18 protein-coding genes are annotated in these 21,797 nt (G+C 34.7%); 13 read left to right on the top strand and 5 right to left on the bottom strand.

What is annotated here, in order from left to right; translation table 11 throughout:
* Positions 1 to 53: 53 nt before the first annotated feature.
* The 5 genes from I586_RS11335 (at position 54) to I586_RS11310 (ending at position 4,932) form a co-directional block, all read left to right on the top strand.
* A complete protein-coding gene (locus I586_RS11335; protein ID WP_208597459.1) occupies positions 54 to 350 on the top strand; it encodes a DUF1871 family protein in 297 nt (98 codons plus the stop codon).
* A gap of 648 nt (positions 351 to 998) precedes the next feature.
* The gene (locus tag I586_RS11325; RefSeq protein ID WP_010766276.1) at positions 999 to 1,223 is read left to right on the top strand and encodes a helix-turn-helix domain-containing protein; all 225 of its coding nucleotides are present in this window, start codon (positions 999 to 1,001) and stop codon (positions 1,221 to 1,223) included.
* Between the two features lie 95 nt (positions 1,224 to 1,318).
* Positions 1,319 to 1,552 carry a helix-turn-helix domain-containing protein gene (locus I586_RS11320; RefSeq protein WP_341830612.1) on the top strand — a complete coding sequence of 78 codons (234 nt, stop codon included), beginning with the start codon at positions 1,319 to 1,321 and terminating at the stop codon, positions 1,550 to 1,552.
* Between the two features lie 165 nt (positions 1,553 to 1,717).
* Positions 1,718 to 3,814, top strand: coding sequence for an HsdM family class I SAM-dependent methyltransferase (locus tag I586_RS11315; protein WP_010766274.1), 2,097 nt, complete (start codon positions 1,718 to 1,720; stop codon positions 3,812 to 3,814).
* Positions 3,796 to 4,932, top strand: coding sequence for a restriction endonuclease subunit S (locus tag I586_RS11310; protein WP_010766273.1), 1,137 nt, complete (start codon positions 3,796 to 3,798; stop codon positions 4,930 to 4,932). Before I586_RS11315 ends, I586_RS11310 begins: the two co-directional genes overlap by 19 nt.
* A 604-nt stretch (positions 4,933 to 5,536) precedes the next feature.
* Here the strand turns inward: I586_RS11310 and guaA are convergent.
* From guaA to I586_RS11295, 3 genes are all read right to left on the bottom strand, one after another.
* Complete coding sequence (gene guaA / locus I586_RS11305; protein ID WP_034702405.1) at positions 5,537 to 7,093, bottom strand: glutamine-hydrolyzing GMP synthase; 1,557 nt, start codon at positions 7,091 to 7,093, stop codon at positions 5,537 to 5,539.
* 164 nt (positions 7,094 to 7,257) lie between these two features.
* The gene (coaA, locus tag I586_RS11300) at positions 7,258 to 8,181 is read right to left on the bottom strand and encodes a type I pantothenate kinase (RefSeq protein WP_010766271.1); all 924 of its coding nucleotides are present in this window, start codon (positions 8,179 to 8,181) and stop codon (positions 7,258 to 7,260) included.
* Positions 8,182 to 8,287: 106 nt separating this feature from the next.
* Positions 8,288 to 9,373, bottom strand: a complete 1,086-nt coding sequence (locus I586_RS11295) for a hypothetical protein (RefSeq protein WP_010766270.1) — start codon at positions 9,371 to 9,373, stop codon at positions 8,288 to 8,290.
* Between the two features lie 238 nt (positions 9,374 to 9,611).
* Here I586_RS11295 and I586_RS11290 point away from each other — a divergent pair, with 238 nt between their 5' ends.
* The 8 genes from I586_RS11290 to I586_RS11255 all read left to right on the top strand — a co-directional run bounded on the left by I586_RS11290 (position 9,612) and on the right by I586_RS11255 (position 18,486).
* Positions 9,612 to 10,202 (top strand): GDSL-type esterase/lipase family protein, encoded by a 591-nt coding sequence (locus I586_RS11290; protein ID WP_010766269.1) that lies wholly within the window; start codon positions 9,612 to 9,614, stop codon positions 10,200 to 10,202.
* 10 nt (positions 10,203 to 10,212) lie between these two features.
* Positions 10,213 to 10,818, top strand: coding sequence for a class I SAM-dependent methyltransferase (locus tag I586_RS11285; RefSeq protein ID WP_010766268.1), 606 nt, complete (start codon positions 10,213 to 10,215; stop codon positions 10,816 to 10,818).
* Between the two features lie 223 nt (positions 10,819 to 11,041).
* Positions 11,042 to 12,007, top strand: a complete 966-nt coding sequence (locus tag I586_RS11280) for an ABC transporter permease (RefSeq protein WP_425250068.1) — start codon at positions 11,042 to 11,044, stop codon at positions 12,005 to 12,007.
* 15 nt (positions 12,008 to 12,022) lie between these two features.
* A complete protein-coding gene (locus tag I586_RS11275; RefSeq protein WP_010766266.1) occupies positions 12,023 to 12,943 on the top strand; it encodes a carbohydrate ABC transporter permease in 921 nt (306 codons plus the stop codon).
* Between the two features lie 27 nt (positions 12,944 to 12,970).
* Positions 12,971 to 14,437 (top strand): ABC transporter substrate-binding protein, encoded by a 1,467-nt coding sequence (locus I586_RS11270; RefSeq protein ID WP_010766265.1) that lies wholly within the window; start codon positions 12,971 to 12,973, stop codon positions 14,435 to 14,437.
* A 179-nt stretch (positions 14,438 to 14,616) separates the two neighbouring features.
* Complete coding sequence (locus tag I586_RS11265; RefSeq protein WP_010766264.1) at positions 14,617 to 15,231, top strand: YesL family protein; 615 nt, start codon at positions 14,617 to 14,619, stop codon at positions 15,229 to 15,231.
* Positions 15,224 to 16,954, top strand: a complete 1,731-nt coding sequence (locus I586_RS11260) for a sensor histidine kinase (protein WP_010766263.1) — start codon at positions 15,224 to 15,226, stop codon at positions 16,952 to 16,954. The genes I586_RS11265 and I586_RS11260 overlap by 8 nt, the downstream gene beginning before the upstream one ends.
* A 35-nt stretch (positions 16,955 to 16,989) precedes the next feature.
* Complete coding sequence (locus tag I586_RS11255) at positions 16,990 to 18,486, top strand: response regulator transcription factor (protein WP_010766262.1); 1,497 nt, start codon at positions 16,990 to 16,992, stop codon at positions 18,484 to 18,486.
* A gap of 58 nt (positions 18,487 to 18,544) precedes the next feature.
* On the opposite strand, the gene I586_RS11250 is transcribed toward I586_RS11255, so the two are convergent.
* A complete protein-coding gene (locus tag I586_RS11250; protein WP_010766261.1) occupies positions 18,545 to 20,686 on the bottom strand; it encodes a GH92 family glycosyl hydrolase in 2,142 nt (713 codons plus the stop codon).
* On the bottom strand, positions 20,687 to 21,724 hold the full coding sequence (locus tag I586_RS11245) for a GntR family transcriptional regulator (protein WP_010766260.1): 1,038 nt from the start codon (positions 21,722 to 21,724) through the stop codon (positions 20,687 to 20,689).
* Between the last annotated feature and the right edge of the window lie 73 nt (positions 21,725 to 21,797).

The raw sequence follows: 21,797 nt of genomic DNA, 5'->3' as shown, positions 1-21,797 counted from the left end.
CCTTGTAGCAGTTCAAAACAATATTTATATATTGGGATAATGAAAAAATAAACATGAAGGTAAGTAAATCTATAAAGGAAATTGTTTGGAAAATACGTAAAATTATGTATGATAAAGTTGAAAAAATAATTAATGAATGGGATCCGATTGATTTATTTCCAATGGCTCCCGAAGATGAATATAGTCAAGAAATAAGAAAAATTATGAATGTTTTAAAGAGAAAAGAACGATTATCAGTAGAAAACTTAGCTAGTACATTAAAGACGATTTTTATAGAATCATTTGGCGATGACATATTTTTTAGAGATAACGAACTGGATATTGCTAATAAATTATTAAATCTAGAATAAACTATATAAGCAAATTACTAACTAATAAAAGCTAGCTAAGTTTAGTATACGGATCATTTTCCAGTTTTCTTGAAGTGCAATTAGCTAAATTGTAAACTATTATTGAAAAGGCATTAGTGAGTGAAAACCACTGAGCCTTTTTTGTATAAAATATAAAATGATTCAAGTACTATTAATTATTCAAAAAAACAAGTAGTTAGATAGTCAACTACTTGTTTAAATCTATTGTTCAGGAGTATCAGTTCGGCTAATACTGATGAACTTTAAAATCCCATTTTGCGGCTAGGATCTTAAATCAAAATGTTTTTCAGTTTCTCTTTGGTTTTAAGTTTATGTGTTTCTTGAGCTAATGTTTTTAGTATTCGCTCATGTTCATAGAAGAGGTTATCGGGAATAGAATGATTTTGGGTGTTGTTTTTTAGTGAACTGAATGTTTCGTGCCAGTTCTTTAATAGTTGGATTGAATGATTTAGTTTATGTAGATCTTGATAGGTGATAATTTTTATTGGGTGAGCCATGTTGAACCTCCTAATGATTTCTATTTTTTCATTCGTTGTTTTTGTTCTTAAGTCTATTTTAGAGTTTATGACTCTGAAAGTCAATAGAGTTTATAACTCTATCGTAAAATAATTAAAAAGGAGATAATTCATGGATTATATTAAGAGGATAAGAGCATTACGTGAGGATAACGACTATAAGCAAAGAGAAGTTGCGGCGCTGTTGAATGTTGGACAAAGAACCTATGCTGATTATGAATATGGAAAAACGAGAATACCTCTAGATTCCATGATTGTATTAGCCAAATTTTATGGCGTTGATATGAATTATATTTGTGGAGTTAGTAATGTAAAGAACTCATTTCCTGAAAAATAGTTAGTTTAAGGTTAGATGATAGTTTGTTTTTAGAGTTTATAACTCTAAAATGTAATTGAGTTTATAACTCTAGGATAGAATAATTTAAAAGAGGGATGGCTATGGATTATATTAGGCGAATAAGGTCATTACGTGAGGATAACGATTATACACAGAGAGAAGTTGCGGCGTTGTTAAACGTGGGACAGAGAACTTATGCTGATTATGAATATGGGAAGACGAGAATACCTTTAGAATCTATGATTAAACTTGCCAAATTTTATAATGTTGATATGAATTATATTTGTGGGGTTAGTGATGTGAGAGCAAGTTTTCTAAGTAATAAATAGAAATGAGAAAACTAAAAAAATAATTAAGTAAGAAAGAGAGCGAGTGAATAATCATAAAAAATCACAAGGCTACTTTTCAATTCCATAAATTGTTAAAAATAATATGTTATATTTCGATAGAAGATACATTAAAGTAAATTTAAATATGCGGGGAGACAATATAAAATGTCAGAACAAACCATTCAAAATAATTTATATAGTGAAAACGTTAAAATAGGAGAAAAGTATATTTGTTTGAGTCTAGGAGCTACGACTATTTCAGATCTAATAAAATCAAAGACTATCAAGAGCTATCCAATCTCGAACAACATAAAAAATAAAAAGCCAGATGTATTAATACTTGATAGTAATAGAGAAGTAATTGTGTATCAAGAGCAAAAAATTCCACAAAAATTTAAGTCAGAAAAAGATATACAAAAAGCAATTAATCAAGAAATTTATGTGGCAAAAGAATTAAATGCAAAAATTTTTGTGGTATCTGACGGAGATTCCTTTATTTGGATAAATCCTCAAACTGGCAATCGAATTTTAAATGAGAATGAAGAGGAGATACTTCTCCCTGTTAGTCCTAAAAAAAATGCTGAAGTTCTTGAAAAATTAATATTAGAAATTAGTGAATCTGTGAATGAGCAAAATGATATTATTTTGAAAAAGGAATATATTGATCCTACTGATTTGGCTATAAAAATAAATGGCGTACTAAAAAATCTAACATTTGCTTCATCAAAAATGGCGTTATATACTTTTGTAGAGGTATTCTTATTTAAATACCTTTCAGATATTGAAATATTAAAAGGAGAGAACTCTTTTGATTATATATATCGCTTGTACGGTGTTAACGGCATCCCTCAATATGATGATGCAACAATTCTAGGGAAATATTCTGATGGAGCACGCGAACAAATGAGATATTTATTTCCTGAGGGAGAAGATGGCACTACCATTATCAATGGACAAATTTTCCATGTAGAAAAAAGAGGTGGAGAATATTTTTCACCAGATAATACTGATTTTGTTTTCAAACAAGTAATCTTAGAATTTAAACAGTATGAGAAAAAAGCTGGTCAATTTAAATATATTAGTAAAGATTTCAAATCGAAATTATTTGAAACATTTATGAAAAATAATGATGAGAAATCTGAGATGGGGCAGTTTTTTACTCCGTTAAAAATTGTACAGGGTATGGTATCGATGGTAGATATTAAGCCCAAAATGAAAATTTGTGATCCAGCTAGTGGTGTTGGTAAATTTTTATTAGAAGCGATTGATGATAATTTGGATAATTATTTTAAAGTTGAAAATGGAGAATTTCAATCAAATATATCGTTAACAGGTTATGAAAAAATGATGTCTGATGGTGACGATATTACAGTTATTTTGGCTAAGGCTAACATGTTAATCTACTGTTCAAAGCTATTTCAAAATAATAAGGATAACATCTCAAAAATTGCTGATAAATTACTCAATGGAACTTTTAAAGTATTCACTACAGCGCTAGGGACTCTTGATAAGATTGAAGAAAATAGCTATGATTTGATTTTAGCAAATCCTCCATACTATCAGTCGAAAGTAATGTCTCAAAAAGCTAAAGAAACAGGGCAATATAAACTTGGGGGATTAGGCGTGGAGGCTATATTCTTAGAATGGATTATGAAGTCTCTAAAGCCTGGTGGTGTAGCAAATGTTGTTCTACCTGATGGGATTTTTTCGAATGAATCAAATCGAAAATTAAAGCAATTTTTAATTAAAAATTGTTTTGTAGAAAGCATTATATCCTTACCCGTAGATACTTTTTTTAACACCCCTAAAAAGACTTATATATTAACTATTAGAAAAAAAACAACTGCAGAACTAAAATCTTCTACTATACAAGCATACCCTATATTTGCATATCTATGTAAATCTATCGGGGAAACTTTAGATGTATATCGCTTTGATATTGATGATAATGATTTATCAAATGCGATTGAAAAGTATAATCATTATAGAAAGCTTGATTATACAGAGAGAGAAGAACTAAAAGAACCGTTCAAATCGTATTTTTCGGAAGATGCACATTTGAAACTAATAGATGTCCAAAGTTTCAATCCAGACGAATCATGGATAATTGAAAATTGGTGGTCAGATGATGAAAAAGTTTCTTTAGGATTTGAAGAAGAAGTAATTACTTTAAGTATAAGTGAATATCAAGAAATACTTACAGATACAATTGATATAATCAATAGTTTTAAGGAGGAATTAGAATGGTTAAAAAACAAGTGATTTCTTTAAATGAATTGTTTGATTTCAATTATTCTACAAATTCATCCGAATTTACAAAAAGGTTTATAAATGAACATCCTGGTGAAATTCCAGTTTACGGTGCGTCAAAAAAAGAAGATGAGATTTCATATGGATTTGTTCAAGATAATTTATCTGATGTTAAATATTTCGAGAATTGCCTTACAGTTAGTATAGATGGTTTTGCAGGATATGTTTTTTATAGAAAGCATAAATTTTCTTTATCTGAAAAAGTAAGACCCCTTATTCTTAAAGGAAAATATGAAGGGAAAATAGATTTGTTGTATTTGAAGTATATTTTAGAACCTTTATTTCGAAAACATATTAAAGGTCGTAAAGGGATAAAAGGGAAAAATGAGTATACCAAACTACCATTAGGGACGATAAAAAAATTAACTATTTCAATTCCTTCTGATGAAGATAACGTATTTAATATAAATATACAAAAAGAAATTGCTTCAAAATTTAAGAATATCTCAGAGTATAAAAAGAAAATTGAGAGTAATATTTTAAAACTAGAAAATAATTCCGTTGAATTGGTTAAGAATTTTAACTACGTCTCTATGTCAATAGATGAAATTTTTTGTTTTTCTAAGGGGAAAAATGCAAGTAAATATACAAAAACATATCTTAATAATCCTAAAAATATAGGGATTTATCCATGCTATTCTGGACAGATATATAACAATGGAATTATAGGAATGATGAATTCTTTTGATTTTGATTTTCCAAAAGGTTGTTTAAGGATTGTTACTGTAGGAAACACAGGAAGAACTACAATTGTTTCTGGTAAGTTTAGCTTATCTCAAAATAATTGCATAATTTATTTGAAAAGCGAATATGAAAATCTTATTGATTTAGGCTTTATTAAGTATAGTATTGAAATTGAGTTATCAAAAATTTCAAAAGGTCAGAAACATAAAAGTCTATTAAAAAGTGCAATTTTATCTCTAAAAATTAATATTCCCGTAGATAAATACGGTAAGTTAGATGTAATTGCACAACAAAAAATATCGGAACAATATGAGTTGCTTAATGATTATAAAAATAAAATCAAAGAGGCTTCTTCCTTAATTTCACGAAATTCTGTCACGTATTAAGCTATTCTAAATATTAAACACTTATCCAGATTTAAATTCTGCGTATTTGATTTTGGAATCAGAAAAATATATTCTTGAGTATAAAATCCCTTGTAGAAAAGTAATTTAAAATAAAAAGGCTGGCAAAAATGTAGTGGCTATAGTGATTCCAAAAAGTAAGACTTTTATAGAGTGGATTTTCCACTCTATTTTTTATGCAGTTTTTTGGTTGAATTGTCGAAACTCTAATGGACTTTTTCAGTTAAGTTTTTCTTTGATCTGGTGATGTTTATACTAATAAATGTAGTTCTCAATCGCTTGTCTTAACTTGACTTTGGTAGACTTTTTCGTGATACAATTCTTGCTTTAGGATGCTGAAGAAAAGTTGGCAAGTTATTTGTAAAATGGATATATAGAGTAGTCTCAATACTTATTCTATTGTTTCTTTTTTTTCAGTAATGTGTTTATCAAAATAGTAAAAAGAATAAGATGACAATGTAAGTAGCTCGTAAAATAGTAAATCATTAAATCAGATACATCATTTACTATTTTATGATTTATTGGTTGTGGCAAAAATAAGAACCGTATAACTCTCTATAGTAAAAGAGTTGTACGGTTCTATTAATTATTCCCACTCAACAGTAGCAGGTGGCTTACTCGTAATATCATAAACAATCCGATTCACATGATCCACTTCATTCACGATCCTCACAGAAATCTTCTGCAACACATCCCAAGGAATTCGAGCAAAGTCAGCCGTCATCCCATCAATCGAAGTCACTGCACGAATGCCCACCGTATAATCATACGTACGGCCATCACCCATTACACCAACACTACGGATGCCAGGTAACACAGTAAAGTACTGCCAAATATCACGATCTAAACCAGCATTGGCAATTTCTTCACGTAAAATCGCATCAGAATCACGCACGATTTCTAATTTTTCTTCGGTAATTTCACCAAGCACACGAATCCCTAAACCAGGACCAGGGAATGGTTGGCGCCAAACAAGTGCTTCTGGCATGCCTAATTCGATTCCTAAGGCACGAACTTCATCTTTAAATAAAGTATTCAACGGTTCAATCAATTCAAATTGCATATCTTCAGGCAATCCGCCCACGTTATGGTGAGATTTGATCGTTTGCGCCGTTTCAGTTCCGCTTTCTACGATATCTGTATAAAGGGTACCTTGTGCTAGGAAGTCGATGCCATCAAGTTTTGTCGCTTCATCATCGAAAAGATAAACGAATTCATTCCCAATGATTTTACGTTTTTTCTCTGGATCAGAAACGCCAGCTAATTTATCTAAGAAACGTTCTTTTGCATCTACTTTAATAATGTTTAAGCCGAATTTTCCGCCTAAACTATCCATTACTTGTTCTGCTTCACCTTTGCGCAATAAACCATGATCTACAAAGATACAAGTCAATTGATCGCCGATGGCTTTTTGTAAAAGCACACCAACAACGCTTGAATCCACACCGCCAGAAAGGCCAAGAAGGACTTTTTTATCGCCAACTTGTTCGCGGATTTTGTTGATTTCCATTTCGATGAAGTTGCCCATTGTCCAGTCGCCTTCGCAATGACAAATATCAAACGTAAAGTGACGTAATAAGTCGTTACCATATTCAGAATGACGTACTTCTGGATGGAATTGCACACCGTAAAGGTTGCGGTCTGTATTTTGAACTGCTGCAAACGGACAATCTGCACTAGTTGCCACCGTTTCAAAGCTATCAGGGATGGCAGCGACAAGGTCACCATGACTCATCCAAGCGATTTGTTTTTCAGGTGTTCCTTTAAAAATAGGTGAATCAGGAATCAAAAGTGATAGCTCTGACTTACCATATTCACGGTTGCCAGCAGGCTCGACTTTTCCGCCTAGATTATGCATCATCAGTTGCATACCGTAACAAATCCCTAGAATTGGAATCCCTAATTCATAAATTTCAGGATCGATACTAAACGCATTTTCATCATAAACACTATTTGGGCCACCAGAGAAAATAATTCCCTTTGGTGACATGGCACGGATTTCATCCGCTGTGATTCGGTGGCTCAATAACTCTGAGAACACGCCAAATTCACGAATACGTCGAGTAATCAATTGGTTATATTGACTACCAAAGTCTAAAACAATAATTTTTTCGACAGTTGTCAAATCGGCAACATTGGTCACATTTATTACCCCTATCCATTTAGATTTATCTAATAAAAGGTCAAAAAGAATTTTTGACCTTTTTAGAATCAAATTGAGTGTTGCTTTGAGATCTAGCTCCATGAAGCAATCCACAAGGAAAATAGACAATCTTCATGCGGATTAAACGCTTCATTCCGCTTTTCTTAGTATTTACGCATAAATATCTCATCAATAATATGATTTTCAGTCTTATGAAGTATAATATCCGCTCTGCCTCGAGTTGGCAAGATATATTCCTCTAAGTTTTTCAAATTCACCGTTTTCCAAACTTCCTTAGCCATCGCAAAGGCATCGTCACGGTTTCCGATCGCATATTGATAATAGTAATTATCTGGATCAAGAAAGGCCGTATCGAGTAAGGCGCCAAAACGTTCAAGGTACCATTTTTCGATCAGCTTCGGTTCTGCATCTACAAAGACTGAAAAGTCAAAGAAGTCGCTGACGTAAATCTGCTGATTGGCTGGTAATTGCAAGGTGTTGATTCCTTCAACGATCAGAATATCTGGTTGTTGGATCACTTCATATTCGCCTTCAATAATATCATAGACACTATGAGAATAAAGTGGTGCTTTGATTTCTTCTTGGCTATTTTTGACTTGGTTTAAAAAGTCGATTAACTTTTCCATGTCATAGCTCTCTGGAAATCCTTTCCGATCCATAATGCCCTTTTCTGCCAATACTTTATTCGGATACAAAAAGCCATCCGTCGTAATCAGTTGGACATTGCGGCGTTTAAAGGTTCTGGATAAAATCAGCTGCAACAAGCGAGCGGTGGTACTTTTTCCAACAGCCACACTACCAGCGATCCCGATGATAAAAGGCGGAACAGGTACATATTCATGCAAAAATAGCCCTTTGCTAACAGTTAAAGACTCAAATTCTTTCATATATAAATGAATCAGATGGGTCAGTGGCACGTAAATGTCCTGCACATCCTGCAATGAAATTTGATCATTGAAGCCTTTAATATCTTCTAATTCTTCTTCTGTCAGCGGCGCTTTGCCGTTATGATAGAAGCCCTGCCATTCCTTCCGTGAAATGGGGTAATAATTCATTTTATCGTCCATCGGTTCCTCCACCAAAGCCAACATTTATTTCTGTGCTTATTATAGCATCTTTCATAAAACAACAAAACCCTACTGAGTGGTTAAAGTAGAGTTTTATTGTGTATTCTTATTTATTCATAATCAAAGCACTTGTATCTTCAAAGTCATAACCTGACAAGTCTAGTTTGATAGGTGTATTCGTTTTAGGATCATATTTGGTGAGTTGGTCATCGAACATAAAATAGTAATAACCACTATCCTGAGTGAAAAATGGAGGATTTATATGTTTTTCTTGTTCTAATTTTTCATATTCAGGAAAGTGAATGAACGATTCTGATTGGTCTTTCAGGTTATAAACGGTCCATGTATAGCTTTTTACATATAGCTCATAGTGACGAATGATTAGGTTTTTGTTTGGCTCGTCTACATATATTTCCATCGGATAAGGATAAGTCAAAGTGAGATACGCTTTATTTTTTGTTGCTAGATCATATACAAGTACACGATTTGCTTCTCCAGGTTCACCAGTTGCCCCCATGCCAGCATTGGCTTCTGTAATATACAGTTTATTTTGAAAATGAACCATTCTCATATATGCACTTGTTTCATCACCTAAGTCTGTTTCTTCGATCACTTCAAATTCCTTTGTCATTTTCACCAACATATTTTTACTTGATCCGTCATCAGGGTTAGTATAGCCACATAAAACATAGAGATACTCACCTAGAGGGATCAATTGATTGGTTAGGATACTTTCTTTTTTGCGGAGTTCCTTTTTCAACTGTAGTTTCAAGTTCTTATCATATTTATAAAATTCTGTTCGATCACTAAAACAGGCGGTAGTATAAAAAAATTCTCCGTCTACATTTGAAGTATAGGCATCATTTCCTTCTGCTTTGACAAGATCAATGGCTAAGTCACGACCAATTTTTGCTAAGGAAACGTCAAGTTTGGGATTTTCAGAGGTTTTTGTGTAGTAATGATTATTCATTTCCCAAAAATTATTGCGCCAAAAATTTAGATTTCCATCTGCTCGTTTAAGTTGCTCCACTTTTTCTAGTTTATCATCTTTTTCAAGAAAGGTTGTGATGTTTTTTGAATCAATAATAGCTAGATCGTACTCTTCTGTTTTTAGTGCAGTTGTCTTTTGGCATCCGCCAAGCGCAATTAAAAACAAAAGCGAGGCCAGACCGAGTATTCTTCTTTTATTCATATGTAAGTTTTCCTATCTTATTTCATTTTACTTTATTGTATAACGGAAGAATTACTGATTCAATATGATTATGACAATTAGTCATTTTTTAAGTATATTAGTTAAATTTGAATCCTATGATTGGATAGGAGGAGGGGCGGTTTTATTTTTACTGCTAAAATAATTCTTTGCCTCGGCAAAACAGCCTTTTCAATGGTATGATAAATAAAGAAAACGAGTTGAGAAAGGAAAATACGTAATGAAAAAAATTGTTTTATTTGGAGATAGTATCACAGCAGGATACGGCGAAGAAGCCATCACGCCTATTTTACAAAACTTGATTACAGAAGATCTAGCAGCTCAAAATTATGAAGAGGTGATAATCGTAAATGCTGGCATGCCGGGAGATACCACGCAAGCTGCAATGAACCGTTTGGACAAAGAAGTTGTAGCTGAACAAGCGGATATCGTAACGATCTTTTTCGGCGCGAATGATACGAATAGCGACAATCTAGTGCCGTTAGAAAAATACGCAGAAAACATCGAAACAATGATTACTAAAATCGGCAAAGAAAAAGTGATTTTACTCACACCGCCTTATGTAGATTGCGCTAGAAAACCAACACGTGCTGATGATCGGATTCGTGAATATGTCGAACGAGTAAAAGTGATCGGTGCTAAATATGAGATTCCTGTCATCGATTTATACAAAGCAATGGTGGTTTACCCTGGCACAGATGAATTTTTACAAGCAGACGGACTCCATTTTTCTAAAACGGGTTATGACTTACTCGCTGCCTTGATTGTTCGCGAAATAAAAGGTAGACTGATGACAAAAGAAAATAGTTAGGAAGAAGAAAATGAATAATCATTATTATACAGAAAATCCAGATCTAGCTCATGATTTAGAGCAGTGGTCGTTTGAATTAAGAGGGAAAAAGTTTCAGTTTTTAACCGATAGTGGAGTGTTTTCTCGTAATACGGTGGACTTTGGTTCCCGTGTGTTGATTGATGCTTTTGAGTGGGAAGATCTTCCAGAAGGTAAGTTGCTGGATGTCGGCTGCGGTTATGGCCCAATCGGTTTAACATTGGCTTCATTTAGTGGCAGAACGGTAGAAATGATCGATGTCAATCAGCGAGCAGTCGCTTTAGCACAAGAAAATGCGAAGAAAAATCATGTTGAAAATGTTGATATCCATACATCAAATATCTACGCTGATACCCACGAACAGCAATATGCAGCAATCATTAGCAATCCACCAATCCGAGCTGGGAAAAAAGTGGTGCATGAAATTTTAAGTGACGCACATCCTAGACTAGTTGTCGGCGGAACGTTGACTGTCGTGATTCAAAAGAAACAAGGTGCGCCAAGTGCTGAGAAAAAAATGGCTGAAGTCTTTGGCAATGTAGAAATCGTGACAAAAGACAAAGGCTATTATATTTTGAAAAGTATAAAAGAAGCATAGTGATATTATTAGGTAAATAGACACTCGTAAGCAGTAACGCTTCAACGGGTGTCTATTTTTTTATTAGTTAATATGTGGGGGGACCATCAATATTTCCTTAACTAGAGGGTAACAAATTCATCTGCTTGTTTTTCACAACATCTATATTTTGTATAAGAATATCTATATTTTGTTTATTCTTATTTTGTTTTGAAAGCGCTACAATTCTATTATAGACAATTTGATGAAAGGAGTTGGGGAAGTGAAGAAGAAGTCTAAGAGCTCACTTTTCTTTACAAATGTTTGGCGGTATAAGGCATTGATTTTAATGGCGATTCCAGCAATGCTATGGATGATTTTTTTCTTTTATATTCCAGTATTGACTAATGTTGTAGCGTTTAAAGATTTTCATATTTCGCCAGATGGATTTATCGCTAGTTTGAAAGAAAGTCCTTGGGTTGGTTTAGAGAATTTCAAGTTTTTGTTTTCTTCTAATGATGCCTTTTTGATTACGAAAAATACAGTGTTGTACAACGTGACCTTTATTACTTTAAACCTTGTCATTTCTGTATTTTTTGCAATCGTAATGAGTGAACTACGGAATAAGCGTTTGGTAAAAGTTTATCAAACGATGTCTCTTTTGCCGTACTTTTTATCTTGGGTTATTATTGGGTATTTTGTGTATGCCTTTTTAAGCCCAGACAAAGGGATTTTCAATCAGTGGATTTCAAGTCGTGGAGGAACGCCGATTAATTGGTATAGTGAGCCGAAATTTTGGCCGTTTATCTTAGTCTTTATCGGAACGTGGAAAGGGATTGGCTATAATAGTATCATTTATTTTGCCTCTGTTATGGGAATCGATCCAACTTATTATGAGGCTGCAATGGTAGATGGCGCAAGCAAGTGGCAGCAAATCAAGAATGTCACGATCCCTCAATTATTACCATTGATGACGATCATGACGATTTTAGCTGTAGGGAATATTTTTAGAGCGGATTTCGGTTTGTTCTATAATGTTCCAAGAAATTCTGGTTCCTTGTACCAGGTTACGTCTGTTTTGGATACATATATCTTTAATGGCTTGACCGCTACAGGTGATATTGGGATGACTGCTGCGGCTGGTTTATATCAGTCAACAGTCGGGTTTGTTTTGTTAATGGTTACAAACGGGATCGTACGTCGCTTTGACAATGATTCGGCATTATTCTAAGGAGGAGTGAAAACATTGAAGAAAAAACCAGTTTCAAAAGTAGCAATTCGTTCATTTAATCGACCCGTAAATTTGTTTTTTAATGTATTGATCGCCGTTTTTGCTCTATCCTGTATTTTGCCGTTTTTATTTGTAGTGGCAATCTCGCTTAGTAATGAAACAGCGTTGGCAGCGCATGGTTATAGTTTTTGGCCTCAGGAATTTAGTTTCTTTGGGTATACTTACTTATTTGATCAGATGCAAGAGAAAATTTTTCAAGCATTGTTTGTGACTGTTTTAGTGACAGTGATCGGAACGCTGATCAATAGTACTGCAACATCATTATATGCGTATGCGATTTCCAGATCTAATTTTCCATTTCGTCGTTTTTTCACGTTTTTTTGTTTGATCACGATGTTATTTTCTCCAGGGATGGTCGCAAACTACTTGGTGATGACGAATTTACTTCAATTAAAAGATACGATTTGGGCGTTGATTTTGCCAATGGCAGTCAGTCCGTTTAATATTATTGTGATGCGAACTTTTTTCAAACGTTCAGTATCTGATTCAATTATTGAATCGGCTCGAATCGATGGAGCTTCTGAGATACGTATTTTTATTCAAATCGTGTTGCCGCTAGCAGTACCTGGAATCGCAACGATCAGTTTGTTTGCGGCTTTAGGGTATTGGAATGACTGGTTTAATGCACTCTTATATATTCAAAAAGACAGTTTAGTTCCACTGCAATATTTGTTGATGAAGATTCAAAATAATATTCAATATTTGACCCAAAATGCCGGAGCTAGCAGTCAATTATCTGGTGGGATGGCAGCAATACCGGGAGAATCAGCGCGAATGGCCATCGTGGTTATTTCGACATTGCCGATTGCAATCAGCTATCCGTTTTTCCAAAAATATTTTGTTAAAGGGTTAACGATTGGCGGAGTTAAGGAATAATATATAGAAAATGGAGATGAACAGAAAATGAAGACGTGGAAAAAAGTAGTCGGTTTAAGTACAGCAGTTGTTCTTTTAGGTGCGTTAACAGCATGTGGTGGAGGCAGTAAAGATAAAACTGCTGGTAGTAGCAAAAAAACAGATGAAAATACGTTAATGATGTATCAAATTGGGGATAAACCTGAAAATTATGATGCATTGATGGATGTTGCCAACAAAAGAATAGAAGAAAAAACAGGTGTCAAATTAAATATCCAATACATTGGTTGGGGCGATTACGAGAAAAAAATGAGTGTTATTGTCTCGTCAGGTGAAAACTATGATATTGCCTTTGCAGATAACTATGTGCCGAATGCGCAAAAAGGTGCTTTCGCAGATTTAACAGATTTAGCTCCTAAGTTTGCTAAAGATGCTTACGATCAGTTGGATGAAGCCTATATCAAAGGAAATTTAGTAGATGGGAAGCTATATGCCTTTCCAGTGAATGGCAATGTTTACTCGCAACAAGTGTTAACGTTTAACAAGCAATATTTAGATAAATATAATTTATCGATCGATGATATCAAAACGTATAAAGATGCCGAAAGTGTGTTGAAAACATTCCATGATAAAGAACCAAACATCGCAGCGTTTGCGATTGGGCAAGGGTTCAAAGCACAAGGTGATTTTGATTTCCCAATTGGAAATGGTTATCCATTTGCAGTTGATTTGAATGGTGATACTAAGAAAATCGTTAATCAATATGAAAACAAAGAGTTTATGGATGTCTTAAAAACGATGCATAAGTGGTATCAAGCAGGATATATTCCATCAGATGCAGCAACTAGTAATACAGAATTTCCGTTAGAAGGAAATACATGGTTCATCCGTCAAGAAACACAAGGGCCTTACGATTATGGTGATACGATTTTAAGTAATGCTGCTGGTCAAGAATTAGTTTCTAAAGCATTTACGACACCATTAAAATCAAGTGATCAAGCAAGAATGGCTAACTTTGTTGTGTCAAACACCTCTAAGAATAAAGAAAAAGCTGTAGAAGTTTTAGGGTTGATCAATAGTGATGCAGAATTGTTGAACGGTTTGGTTTGGGGAATTGAAGGCGAAGCTTGGGAAAAAATCCCTGATCAAGACGGTAAAATCAAATTACTAGATGGCTACAAACCAAATACCCATCTACCAGCATGGAATACTGGAAATAACAAAATCTTATACACACAAGACACGATTACAGACGAAATGATCAAAGAGCGTGATGAATCGATCGCTAAAGCAGAAACTTCGCCAATCTTAGGCTTTAACTTCGTGACATCGAATGTAAAAACAGAAATGAGTAACATCGCCAACGTGATGAGTCAATATTTGGATGGTTTAAATACAGGAACTGTTGATCCAGAAGAGACAGTGCCTAAATTAAAAGAAGCACTTGATAATGCTGGTTACGACAAAGTCTTGACTGAAATGCAAAAACAATATGATGCGTTTTTGAAAAAATAATACAGGTATAATGGCTAGAACCAAGTGACTCGATGATCGATCGTTTTTACTTGGTTCTTTTATAAAAAAATAGAATCTTACATAAACTGCGTAGTATTATTTTATGCAGCAGTTTTTTATTTGGAATATTTTCAATAGTTATTTATTATAGGAATAGAAAAGTAGAGAGGAAGAGGAAGATGGTTGGAAAAGCGTTAGAAACGTTATTCATTAAAATTTGGGTCATTGTGAAACTAAATTTATTTTTCTGGTTGTTCAGTTGTTGTGGATTGCTTATAGCAGGGATTGGGCCAGCTTTGAAAACAGTCAATGAACTGTTTATTCGTCATGAATTTGATTACAAAGAAATCACTTTAAAAGAAGGCTGGAGTCTCTTTAAACAGAATTTTAATAGGGGGAATCTCTTATTTTATGCGGCAATTGTAGTCATATTATTACTAGCGTATAATTTATTTTTGTCTGTTCAGATTCAAGGATTGGCGTTTCTGATGATTGATTTTCTTTTAGTTTTTGCCATGATCTATGGCATTGTTACGTATCAATACACGTTATTATTGGACAGCTATTATGAAATCGGTTTAAAAAATTTATTGAAATTAGCATTTATTTCAACGTTATCTAATTTTACGAATCTATTAAAAATAGCAATCGGGATAAGCTTGATTTTATTTGTTACATGGAACTTCAAAGGATTGATCTTGTTTGGTACTGTTTCTATGATTCAAATTTGGAGCTTTACGGCAACGAAATCATGGCGACAAACAATCGACCAACGATTGGAACTTCATGCGTAAAAAGCAACCTTCTTCCTTGAATGAAAAGACGTTATTGAACCGTTTATTAAAAAATTATGCGTTGATTTTAGTTTCATTGATTTTGATTGGTATGGGCAGTATTGGCATGAATACCTACTGGCAATCGATGGGGAGAGGGAAAATCACGGCACAAGAAGCAGTAGACACGATTAGTCGATCAATCAATGATAAAAATTTACAAGGGAAAACAATGTTAAATGGTTTAACGGATAGTCAGGAAAAAATCAATAGTTTAAATCGATATATGGACTCTTCGATTTCAAATTATTTGACTTTTTCTTATGATCAACAATTAGAAACAGGAAACTATTTGTTTCTACCTGGGCAAGTGAATAATTTTTATACGATGTTTGATAACATTGAATCGGTCATCATGGTATTGAACAATTATGACGACTATTATATTTCTACAGTTAACGATAAGAGTGGTAGAAAAATAACGGGCACACCACATCTGAATAACAAGTTTTATTTAGCTTATCCAATTACGAATCCTGTAACTTTAGAAGTATTGGGCAGCTTTTATGTGGAATTTTCACAAAAAGATATTATCGATAGTTTGACGCATTTAACAACCTTTGAAGGATTGTCAGCGTATGTGTTTTCCAGTACAGGCTATCAATTGTTAACGTATACAGAAAAAGATAATGCATTAGATCGGCAATTGATCCAGCACAAGATGAACGAAACCTCTCAATTACCGATCCAAAAATTGGCAGAAAATAATCAATTAGAGCATCTGAAAACGACTAGTGGTTTTGATATTTTAGTAACGGTATCGAAAGAAAAAATTTTAGCATATGTTCTTTTTGAGTTGCGGATTTTGTTGTTGGGTGGTGTAGTGCTGATTTTGATACTGCTGTATTTGCTTTATCGAACGTTTACTAAATATTCTCAGCAAGTTGATATTATCATGGAATCGATGGCGCTTGTCACAGCAGGTGAGTTGAACACAAGGATTAATGAACGGGAAACCCAGTTTGAGCTAAGGGTTCTCTCAAAAGGCATCAATACAATGCTAGACAATATCGAACAATATATAGCGGATATCTATAAACTAGAAATTAAACAGCAAGATGCACATATGAGAGCGTTACAATCTCAAATTAGCCCGCATTTTTTATACAACACATTAGAATATATTCGTATGTATGCGCTAAGTGAAGGGAGTGAAGAGTTAGCAGATGTAGTTTACGCCTTCTCGACATTATTACGAAATAACACAGACCAAGCCAAAACGACAACATTAGAAAAGGAACTAAGTTTTTGTGAAAAATATGTATACTTATATCAAATGAGGTATCCAGATCGAGTAGCGTATCACTTTGAGATTGATGAAAAATTGAAGGGCTTAGTGTTGCCTAAGTTTTCAATTCAACCATTGATTGAAAATTATTTTGTCCATGGTATTGATTTTTCTAGAAATGATAACGCAATTAGTGTGAAAGCACGTTTAACAGATGGACAAGTAAAGATTTTGATCCGTGATAATGGGAAAGGGATCTCTTTGCAAAAGTTAGCATTGATCCAAACTAAATTGAAGAGTCAACAAATCGAATTACATGATTCGATCGGGTTGCAAAATGTGAATGAACGCTTACGGGCGCATTTTGGACCATCATTTCTGATGACAATCACTCAAAATGAAACAAAAGGAATCGCGATTATGCTCACTTTTGATGAGCCTAGCTCTTACAATTAATCATGATTTAAAACTAAGATCAAAGGAGTAATAAAATGAGTTATAACGTTTTACTAGTTGATGATGAGTATATGATCGTGAATGGATTGAAAAAAATTATTTCTTGGGAAGCAGAAGGTTTTGCGATCAAAGGGACAGCACGAAATGCTAAAGAAGCATTAACAATGATGGAAACAGAAGCGATAGATCTAGTGATCACTGATATCACGATGCCGGAAATGACAGGGTTAGAGTTTATTGAAGCGGCTCAAAAAGAGGCTAGAGAGTTTGAGTTTATGATTCTCTCTGGCTATCAAAAATTCGACTTTTTAAAAGGGGGTCTGCAGTTGGGGGCAATCAATTATTTGATGAAACCAGTTGATAAGGTCGAGCTTTTAAAAAGTGTCAAAAAGGCAAGGAAACGTTTAGATGACCGCAATCAGCAAGAAACTAGAAATGGTTTGTATAGTGAAATTTTATTGTCTCAATGGGTGAATGGTGAAATCGACAAGGACAGTTATGAAGAGTTGGACCGATTGGTCAATACGGCAGAGAAATCAGAGTGGACTGTTTTATTGATAGAGGTTAATCGTGAGAAAAAAAACAACGTTATTGACTGGCTGGAAAGCCAGCTGCAATCTTTACTATTTACTAGAAATCTAGGGGATAAAAGTCTGATTGTACATATATTCAGAGGGAGCAAGTATCAATTGAATCAACTGCTAACGGTAAATCCTTTAAAAGCAAACGAAGACGATAGTTGGTTAATAAGTGTCGGCGAGACGGTCGGTGATTGGGAAGATGTACCAGATAGCTATGAAAAAGCAAACCAGACGTTGCAACGCTATAAGTTTTACGAAGCAAGTGGTAGTAATGTGCTATATTCTGTTTTTTCAGATGACTTTGATCTCTCAGCAGATATTATCAATTTTAATAAAACATTGATGGTTGGGGATTTTACTACAATCGAAACAACAATTGCTGAAATCTTTGCAAAGACACAAAAAATTGGTGCCCGCCCAGAAGATGTTCGCCATATTACGTTTATGCTGTTTATGGATATCTATCGTCGCTTTAATCATTTGGATGAAGGCGAGTATCAACAAGTGCTAGATGATATCAATCATTCATCGAATGCTGATGAACTGCACGAGATTCTATCGACTACAGTGACTCAGATCACACGGGAAAAAATAGCATATGATTATTCAGAAAATGTGCAAAAAGTGATCGATAAAATTCGTTCAGAGTATACAAGTGAATTAACGTTGAAATGTGTAGCGCAATCGCTGCATCTGAATGTCATGTATTTGGGGCAGTTGTTTAAGAAAGAAACGAAAAAGAGTTTTTCTCAATATTTAAATCAATATCGTATGAAAAAGGCGCAAAATCTATTGTTATATACAGAGGATAATGTTAATGAAATCGCTGATAAAATTGGATTTAACAACAGTACTTACTTCTCTCAAATTTTTAAAAAAATGAATGATCTAACGCCGAAAGAATTTCGCGAAAAATACAAACATCACTATGATTCGGTTGGAAATGAGTAGAAAAACAGGGTGGGAAGGCTTGTTCCACCCTGTTTTTCACGCTCAATCAAAGAAGGGATTAAATACTAAAAGGTAGTTGCTCTTCTGTGTAACGTCTCGGTCTAGGCACAGTTCCTAAAGTGAAATCAATCGTCCCGCCAGTCATCAGCTCGTCATGTTTAAAGACTAACCGCTCATATAACGAATCATTATAACGAATATGATCCACAAATTGTTGCTGCTCTTGATTCGGGCTAGAGGAAATCGTCAACGTTTCACCATTAGATAAATGAATAACAGCTTTATCGAATAACGGCATCCCGATCATATATTCACCTGAACCTGGGCAAACAGGGTAAAAGCCTAACGAACTAAAGATGTACCAGCTAGCCATACTACCATTATCTTCATCACCAGGAAACCCTGTAGGACCATCATTGAATTCTTGTATCATCAATTGCTTTAATAAAGGTTGGGCAAATTCTGGTTTTCCAAGGTAACTGAACAAATAGGGAAGATGGAAACTTGGCTGATTTGAAATAGCCAACTGACCGAATTCTGTTGCAGCCATTTCACTCATTTCGTGAATTTCAAAACCGTATCCCTCAACATTGAAGCTAGGAGGTTGGTTACATAAATCGATCAATTTCTCTTGGAAATAGTCTGCTCCTCCAAATGCTGCAATCAACCCTTTGAAGTCATGGTAAACAGCAAAACTACTTTGCCAAGCGCTTCCCTCGGCATAATCGCCACCCCATCGATGACTATTGAATGGCTCTTTAAACTTCCCATCCGTCCCTTTTGCCCGCATAAAACCAGTACTAGAATCGAAAATAGATAAATAATTTTTCGCTTGTTTTCTATACTGCTCAGCAGATTCGGTCTTATTCAATACGTTTGCTACTTGGCTGATACAAAAATCGCTGTAACAATAATCTAAAGTATGGTTTACAGATTCGTGATAATTAGCTGGAACATACCCATACGTCAAATAGTCATTGGTTCCTTGTCTACCGTAATTTGGATTTTCGCTTTGAACAGTGGCTCCTTTAGTCATAGCTTCCAACAGTTCAGGCATCAAATCTGGTCGGATATTTTTTGTAGCTGCATCTGCGATTACTGCATCGATCAACGTTCCAGGCATCAAGCCTCGTTCGTCAGGTGAAAGCCATTTTGGCAGATACCCACTTTCACGATAACTGTTTAAGAATCCTTCTAGCATTTCTGCATACTTCTCCTGAGCAATCAATGAATATAGGGGGTAAACAGTTTTATAAGTATCCCAAAAACCATTATTTGTATAAAGAAAACCAGGCTTTATTTCTTTTGCCAATGTATCGTAATGAATAATTTGTCCATCAGAATCTTTTTCGTAAAATGTTTGAGGAAATAAAAATGCGCGATATAAATTGTGATAGAAAGTTGAACGACGTGCTTGATTTTTATCTTGGATATCGATTTTGTTTAGATAGTTGTTCCATTGTTCTTCTGATTTGACAAGGTAATCTTCAGGTTGCCAGTGCGCTTCACGTGATAAATTTAATTTTGCCTGATCCAAACTGATAAACGAGGTACCAAATTGAATGGTTTGTTCTTTACTATTTCCAAACGAAAAAGAGAGACAATCGTTTTCCCCTGTTTGCTCCCAAGGAGTCTCAACTATAATAGGCTCTTGAAAATGCATGGCAAAATAGAAAGAAAATTGGCTATCTTCACAACCTGCGTAGTTTATTATTGAGCCAGAAACTGTATGAGGATCTTCAATCGTCACTTGGTATTTTCCTGGTAATGAAAGTAAGAGACCAGCATCAGGTTGTGTGTAATGTGTTGTTAAAACCCCGCCGTACATACTAGGAATCAAACAAGTCGTAAGTTGATAACGTTGTGCAGTGATTTTTAAGTAATTTGGGTTAAAAGCGCTTTCATCTGGTCGGTAAGAAGACTGCGCATAAAAGACACTCTTCTCCTTTAATTGTCCATTAAAAGGTAGCAAGACGAAGTGGCTAAAATCGCCCATCCATGGACTAGGTTGATGCGTTAAACGAAAGCCTTGGAAAATCTGATCACGGGGATTGAACCACCAACTACCATTCTCTCCGTTTGTTTGAGGAGCAAAATAGTTCATGCCGAAAGGCACACCTGTATAGGGCAAACAATTTCCGTTTGAAAAAGAATATTGGTTATCTGTTCCATGTCTCGTGTCGATTAATGTTGGGTTCATTTATTGATTCTCCTTTGTAGAGTTTCGAATGATTTGTTTTACTGGGACTTGTTGATCTACTGGAATCACAAGATTTTCGATCCATTCTATCAGTAGTGTACCTGCAAGTTTGCCCATTCCTTTAAAGTCTTGTGCAATTGTTGTTAGTGGTGGATCAATCAAGGCTGACGCTTGAATGTTATCGAAACCGACAACAGATAGCTGAGTTGGTATATCAATATTTGTTCGTTTAGCTTGATTGATGAGCGAGATTGCCACTAAGTCGTTCTCGCAAACGACACCTGTAATGGCGTTTTGATTTAAATAGTCAATAGTGTCGGCGGATAAAAAAGCTTGTTTGTCTGTTAAGGCAGTATGAAATGATAAGTTCTTTTTTTTCGTTGCGTGAATATAGCCTAAGTAACGCTGGCGTACCGATTGAGGCAATGTTGGCTCGCCAAAGATATAAGCAATCCGTTGATGGCCTTGATCTACTAAATAATTAGTTGCCATAGCACCACCTGAAAAGTTATCCGATTGAACTGTAGGATAAGGTAGGTCATGAATTTTTTTATCTAATATGATCACGGGAAACTGCTGGATAGACAGCTCGAATAAGGTGTCTAAAAAATCATCTGTATTATGTGCGTAGTAAATCATTCCGTCGAAGTCTTCAATGATATCAGCAGCTTGTTTGTTGATCAAAAATTCTGCAGAAGACATGATAACTTCATAGTGATGCTCGCTTGTGACAGGTGCAAGTCCAGCGTTAAAATTTCCCAAAGAAGAATCGTTTACGAAAGGAATCAAAAACAAGATACGGGCTACTTTTTTCTTTCTAGGTTTTCGTTTTTGAACATAGCTACCTTTTCCTTGAATACGGTAAATCAGTCCTAAATTTTCTAATTCTGTAAGTGCACGCTTAGAGGTGATACGACTGACATCGTAAGTGCTGGATAATTCTTTTTCGGTGGGAAGCTGTGCATTTTCTGGCAATTGACCTGTTTCGATGGCTTGTAATAGATCGTCGATAATTTTTTTATATAATGGTTTTGACATAATTGTTCTCCTAAATGTTAAATGATATATCATTAACGTCAGTTTACCATAGTTGGAAAAAGAGTTCAAATCA

It is taken from the genome of Enterococcus moraviensis ATCC BAA-383, from assembly GCF_000407445.1.
Taxonomy (GTDB): Bacteria; Bacillota; Bacilli; order Lactobacillales; family Enterococcaceae; genus Enterococcus_L; species Enterococcus_L moraviensis.
This window is presented reverse-complemented; position numbering and strand designations above follow the sequence as displayed.

Excerpts from the sequence above, each read along its gene's own strand:
- I586_RS11310 (WP_010766273.1), top strand. The coding sequence starts at position 3,796 with ATGGTTAAAAAACAAGTGATTTCTTTAAATGAATTGTTTGATTTCAAT.
- I586_RS11265 (WP_010766264.1), top strand. The coding sequence starts at position 14,617 with ATGGTTGGAAAAGCGTTAGAAACGTTATTCATTAAAATTTGGGTCATT.
- I586_RS11335 (WP_208597459.1), top strand. The coding sequence starts at position 54 with ATGAAGGTAAGTAAATCTATAAAGGAAATTGTTTGGAAAATACGTAAA.
- I586_RS11260 (WP_010766263.1), top strand. The coding sequence starts at position 15,224 with ATGCGTAAAAAGCAACCTTCTTCCTTGAATGAAAAGACGTTATTGAAC.
- I586_RS11245 (WP_010766260.1), bottom strand. The coding sequence starts at position 21,724 with ATGTCAAAACCATTATATAAAAAAATTATCGACGATCTATTACAAGCC.
- I586_RS11295 (WP_010766270.1), bottom strand. The coding sequence starts at position 9,373 with ATGAATAAAAGAAGAATACTCGGTCTGGCCTCGCTTTTGTTTTTAATT.
- I586_RS11290 (WP_010766269.1), top strand. The coding sequence starts at position 9,612 with ATGAAAAAAATTGTTTTATTTGGAGATAGTATCACAGCAGGATACGGC.
- I586_RS11280 (WP_425250068.1), top strand. The coding sequence starts at position 11,042 with ATGAAAGGAGTTGGGGAAGTGAAGAAGAAGTCTAAGAGCTCACTTTTC.
- I586_RS11250 (WP_010766261.1), bottom strand. The coding sequence starts at position 20,686 with ATGAACCCAACATTAATCGACACGAGACATGGAACAGATAACCAATAT.
- I586_RS11325 (WP_010766276.1), top strand. The coding sequence starts at position 999 with ATGGATTATATTAAGAGGATAAGAGCATTACGTGAGGATAACGACTAT.
- I586_RS11270 (WP_010766265.1), top strand. The coding sequence starts at position 12,971 with ATGAAGACGTGGAAAAAAGTAGTCGGTTTAAGTACAGCAGTTGTTCTT.
- coaA (WP_010766271.1), bottom strand. The coding sequence starts at position 8,181 with ATGGACGATAAAATGAATTATTACCCCATTTCACGGAAGGAATGGCAG.
- I586_RS11315 (WP_010766274.1), top strand. The coding sequence starts at position 1,718 with ATGTCAGAACAAACCATTCAAAATAATTTATATAGTGAAAACGTTAAA.
- I586_RS11285 (WP_010766268.1), top strand. The coding sequence starts at position 10,213 with ATGAATAATCATTATTATACAGAAAATCCAGATCTAGCTCATGATTTA.
- I586_RS11320 (WP_341830612.1), top strand. The coding sequence starts at position 1,319 with ATGGCTATGGATTATATTAGGCGAATAAGGTCATTACGTGAGGATAAC.
- I586_RS11255 (WP_010766262.1), top strand. The coding sequence starts at position 16,990 with ATGAGTTATAACGTTTTACTAGTTGATGATGAGTATATGATCGTGAAT.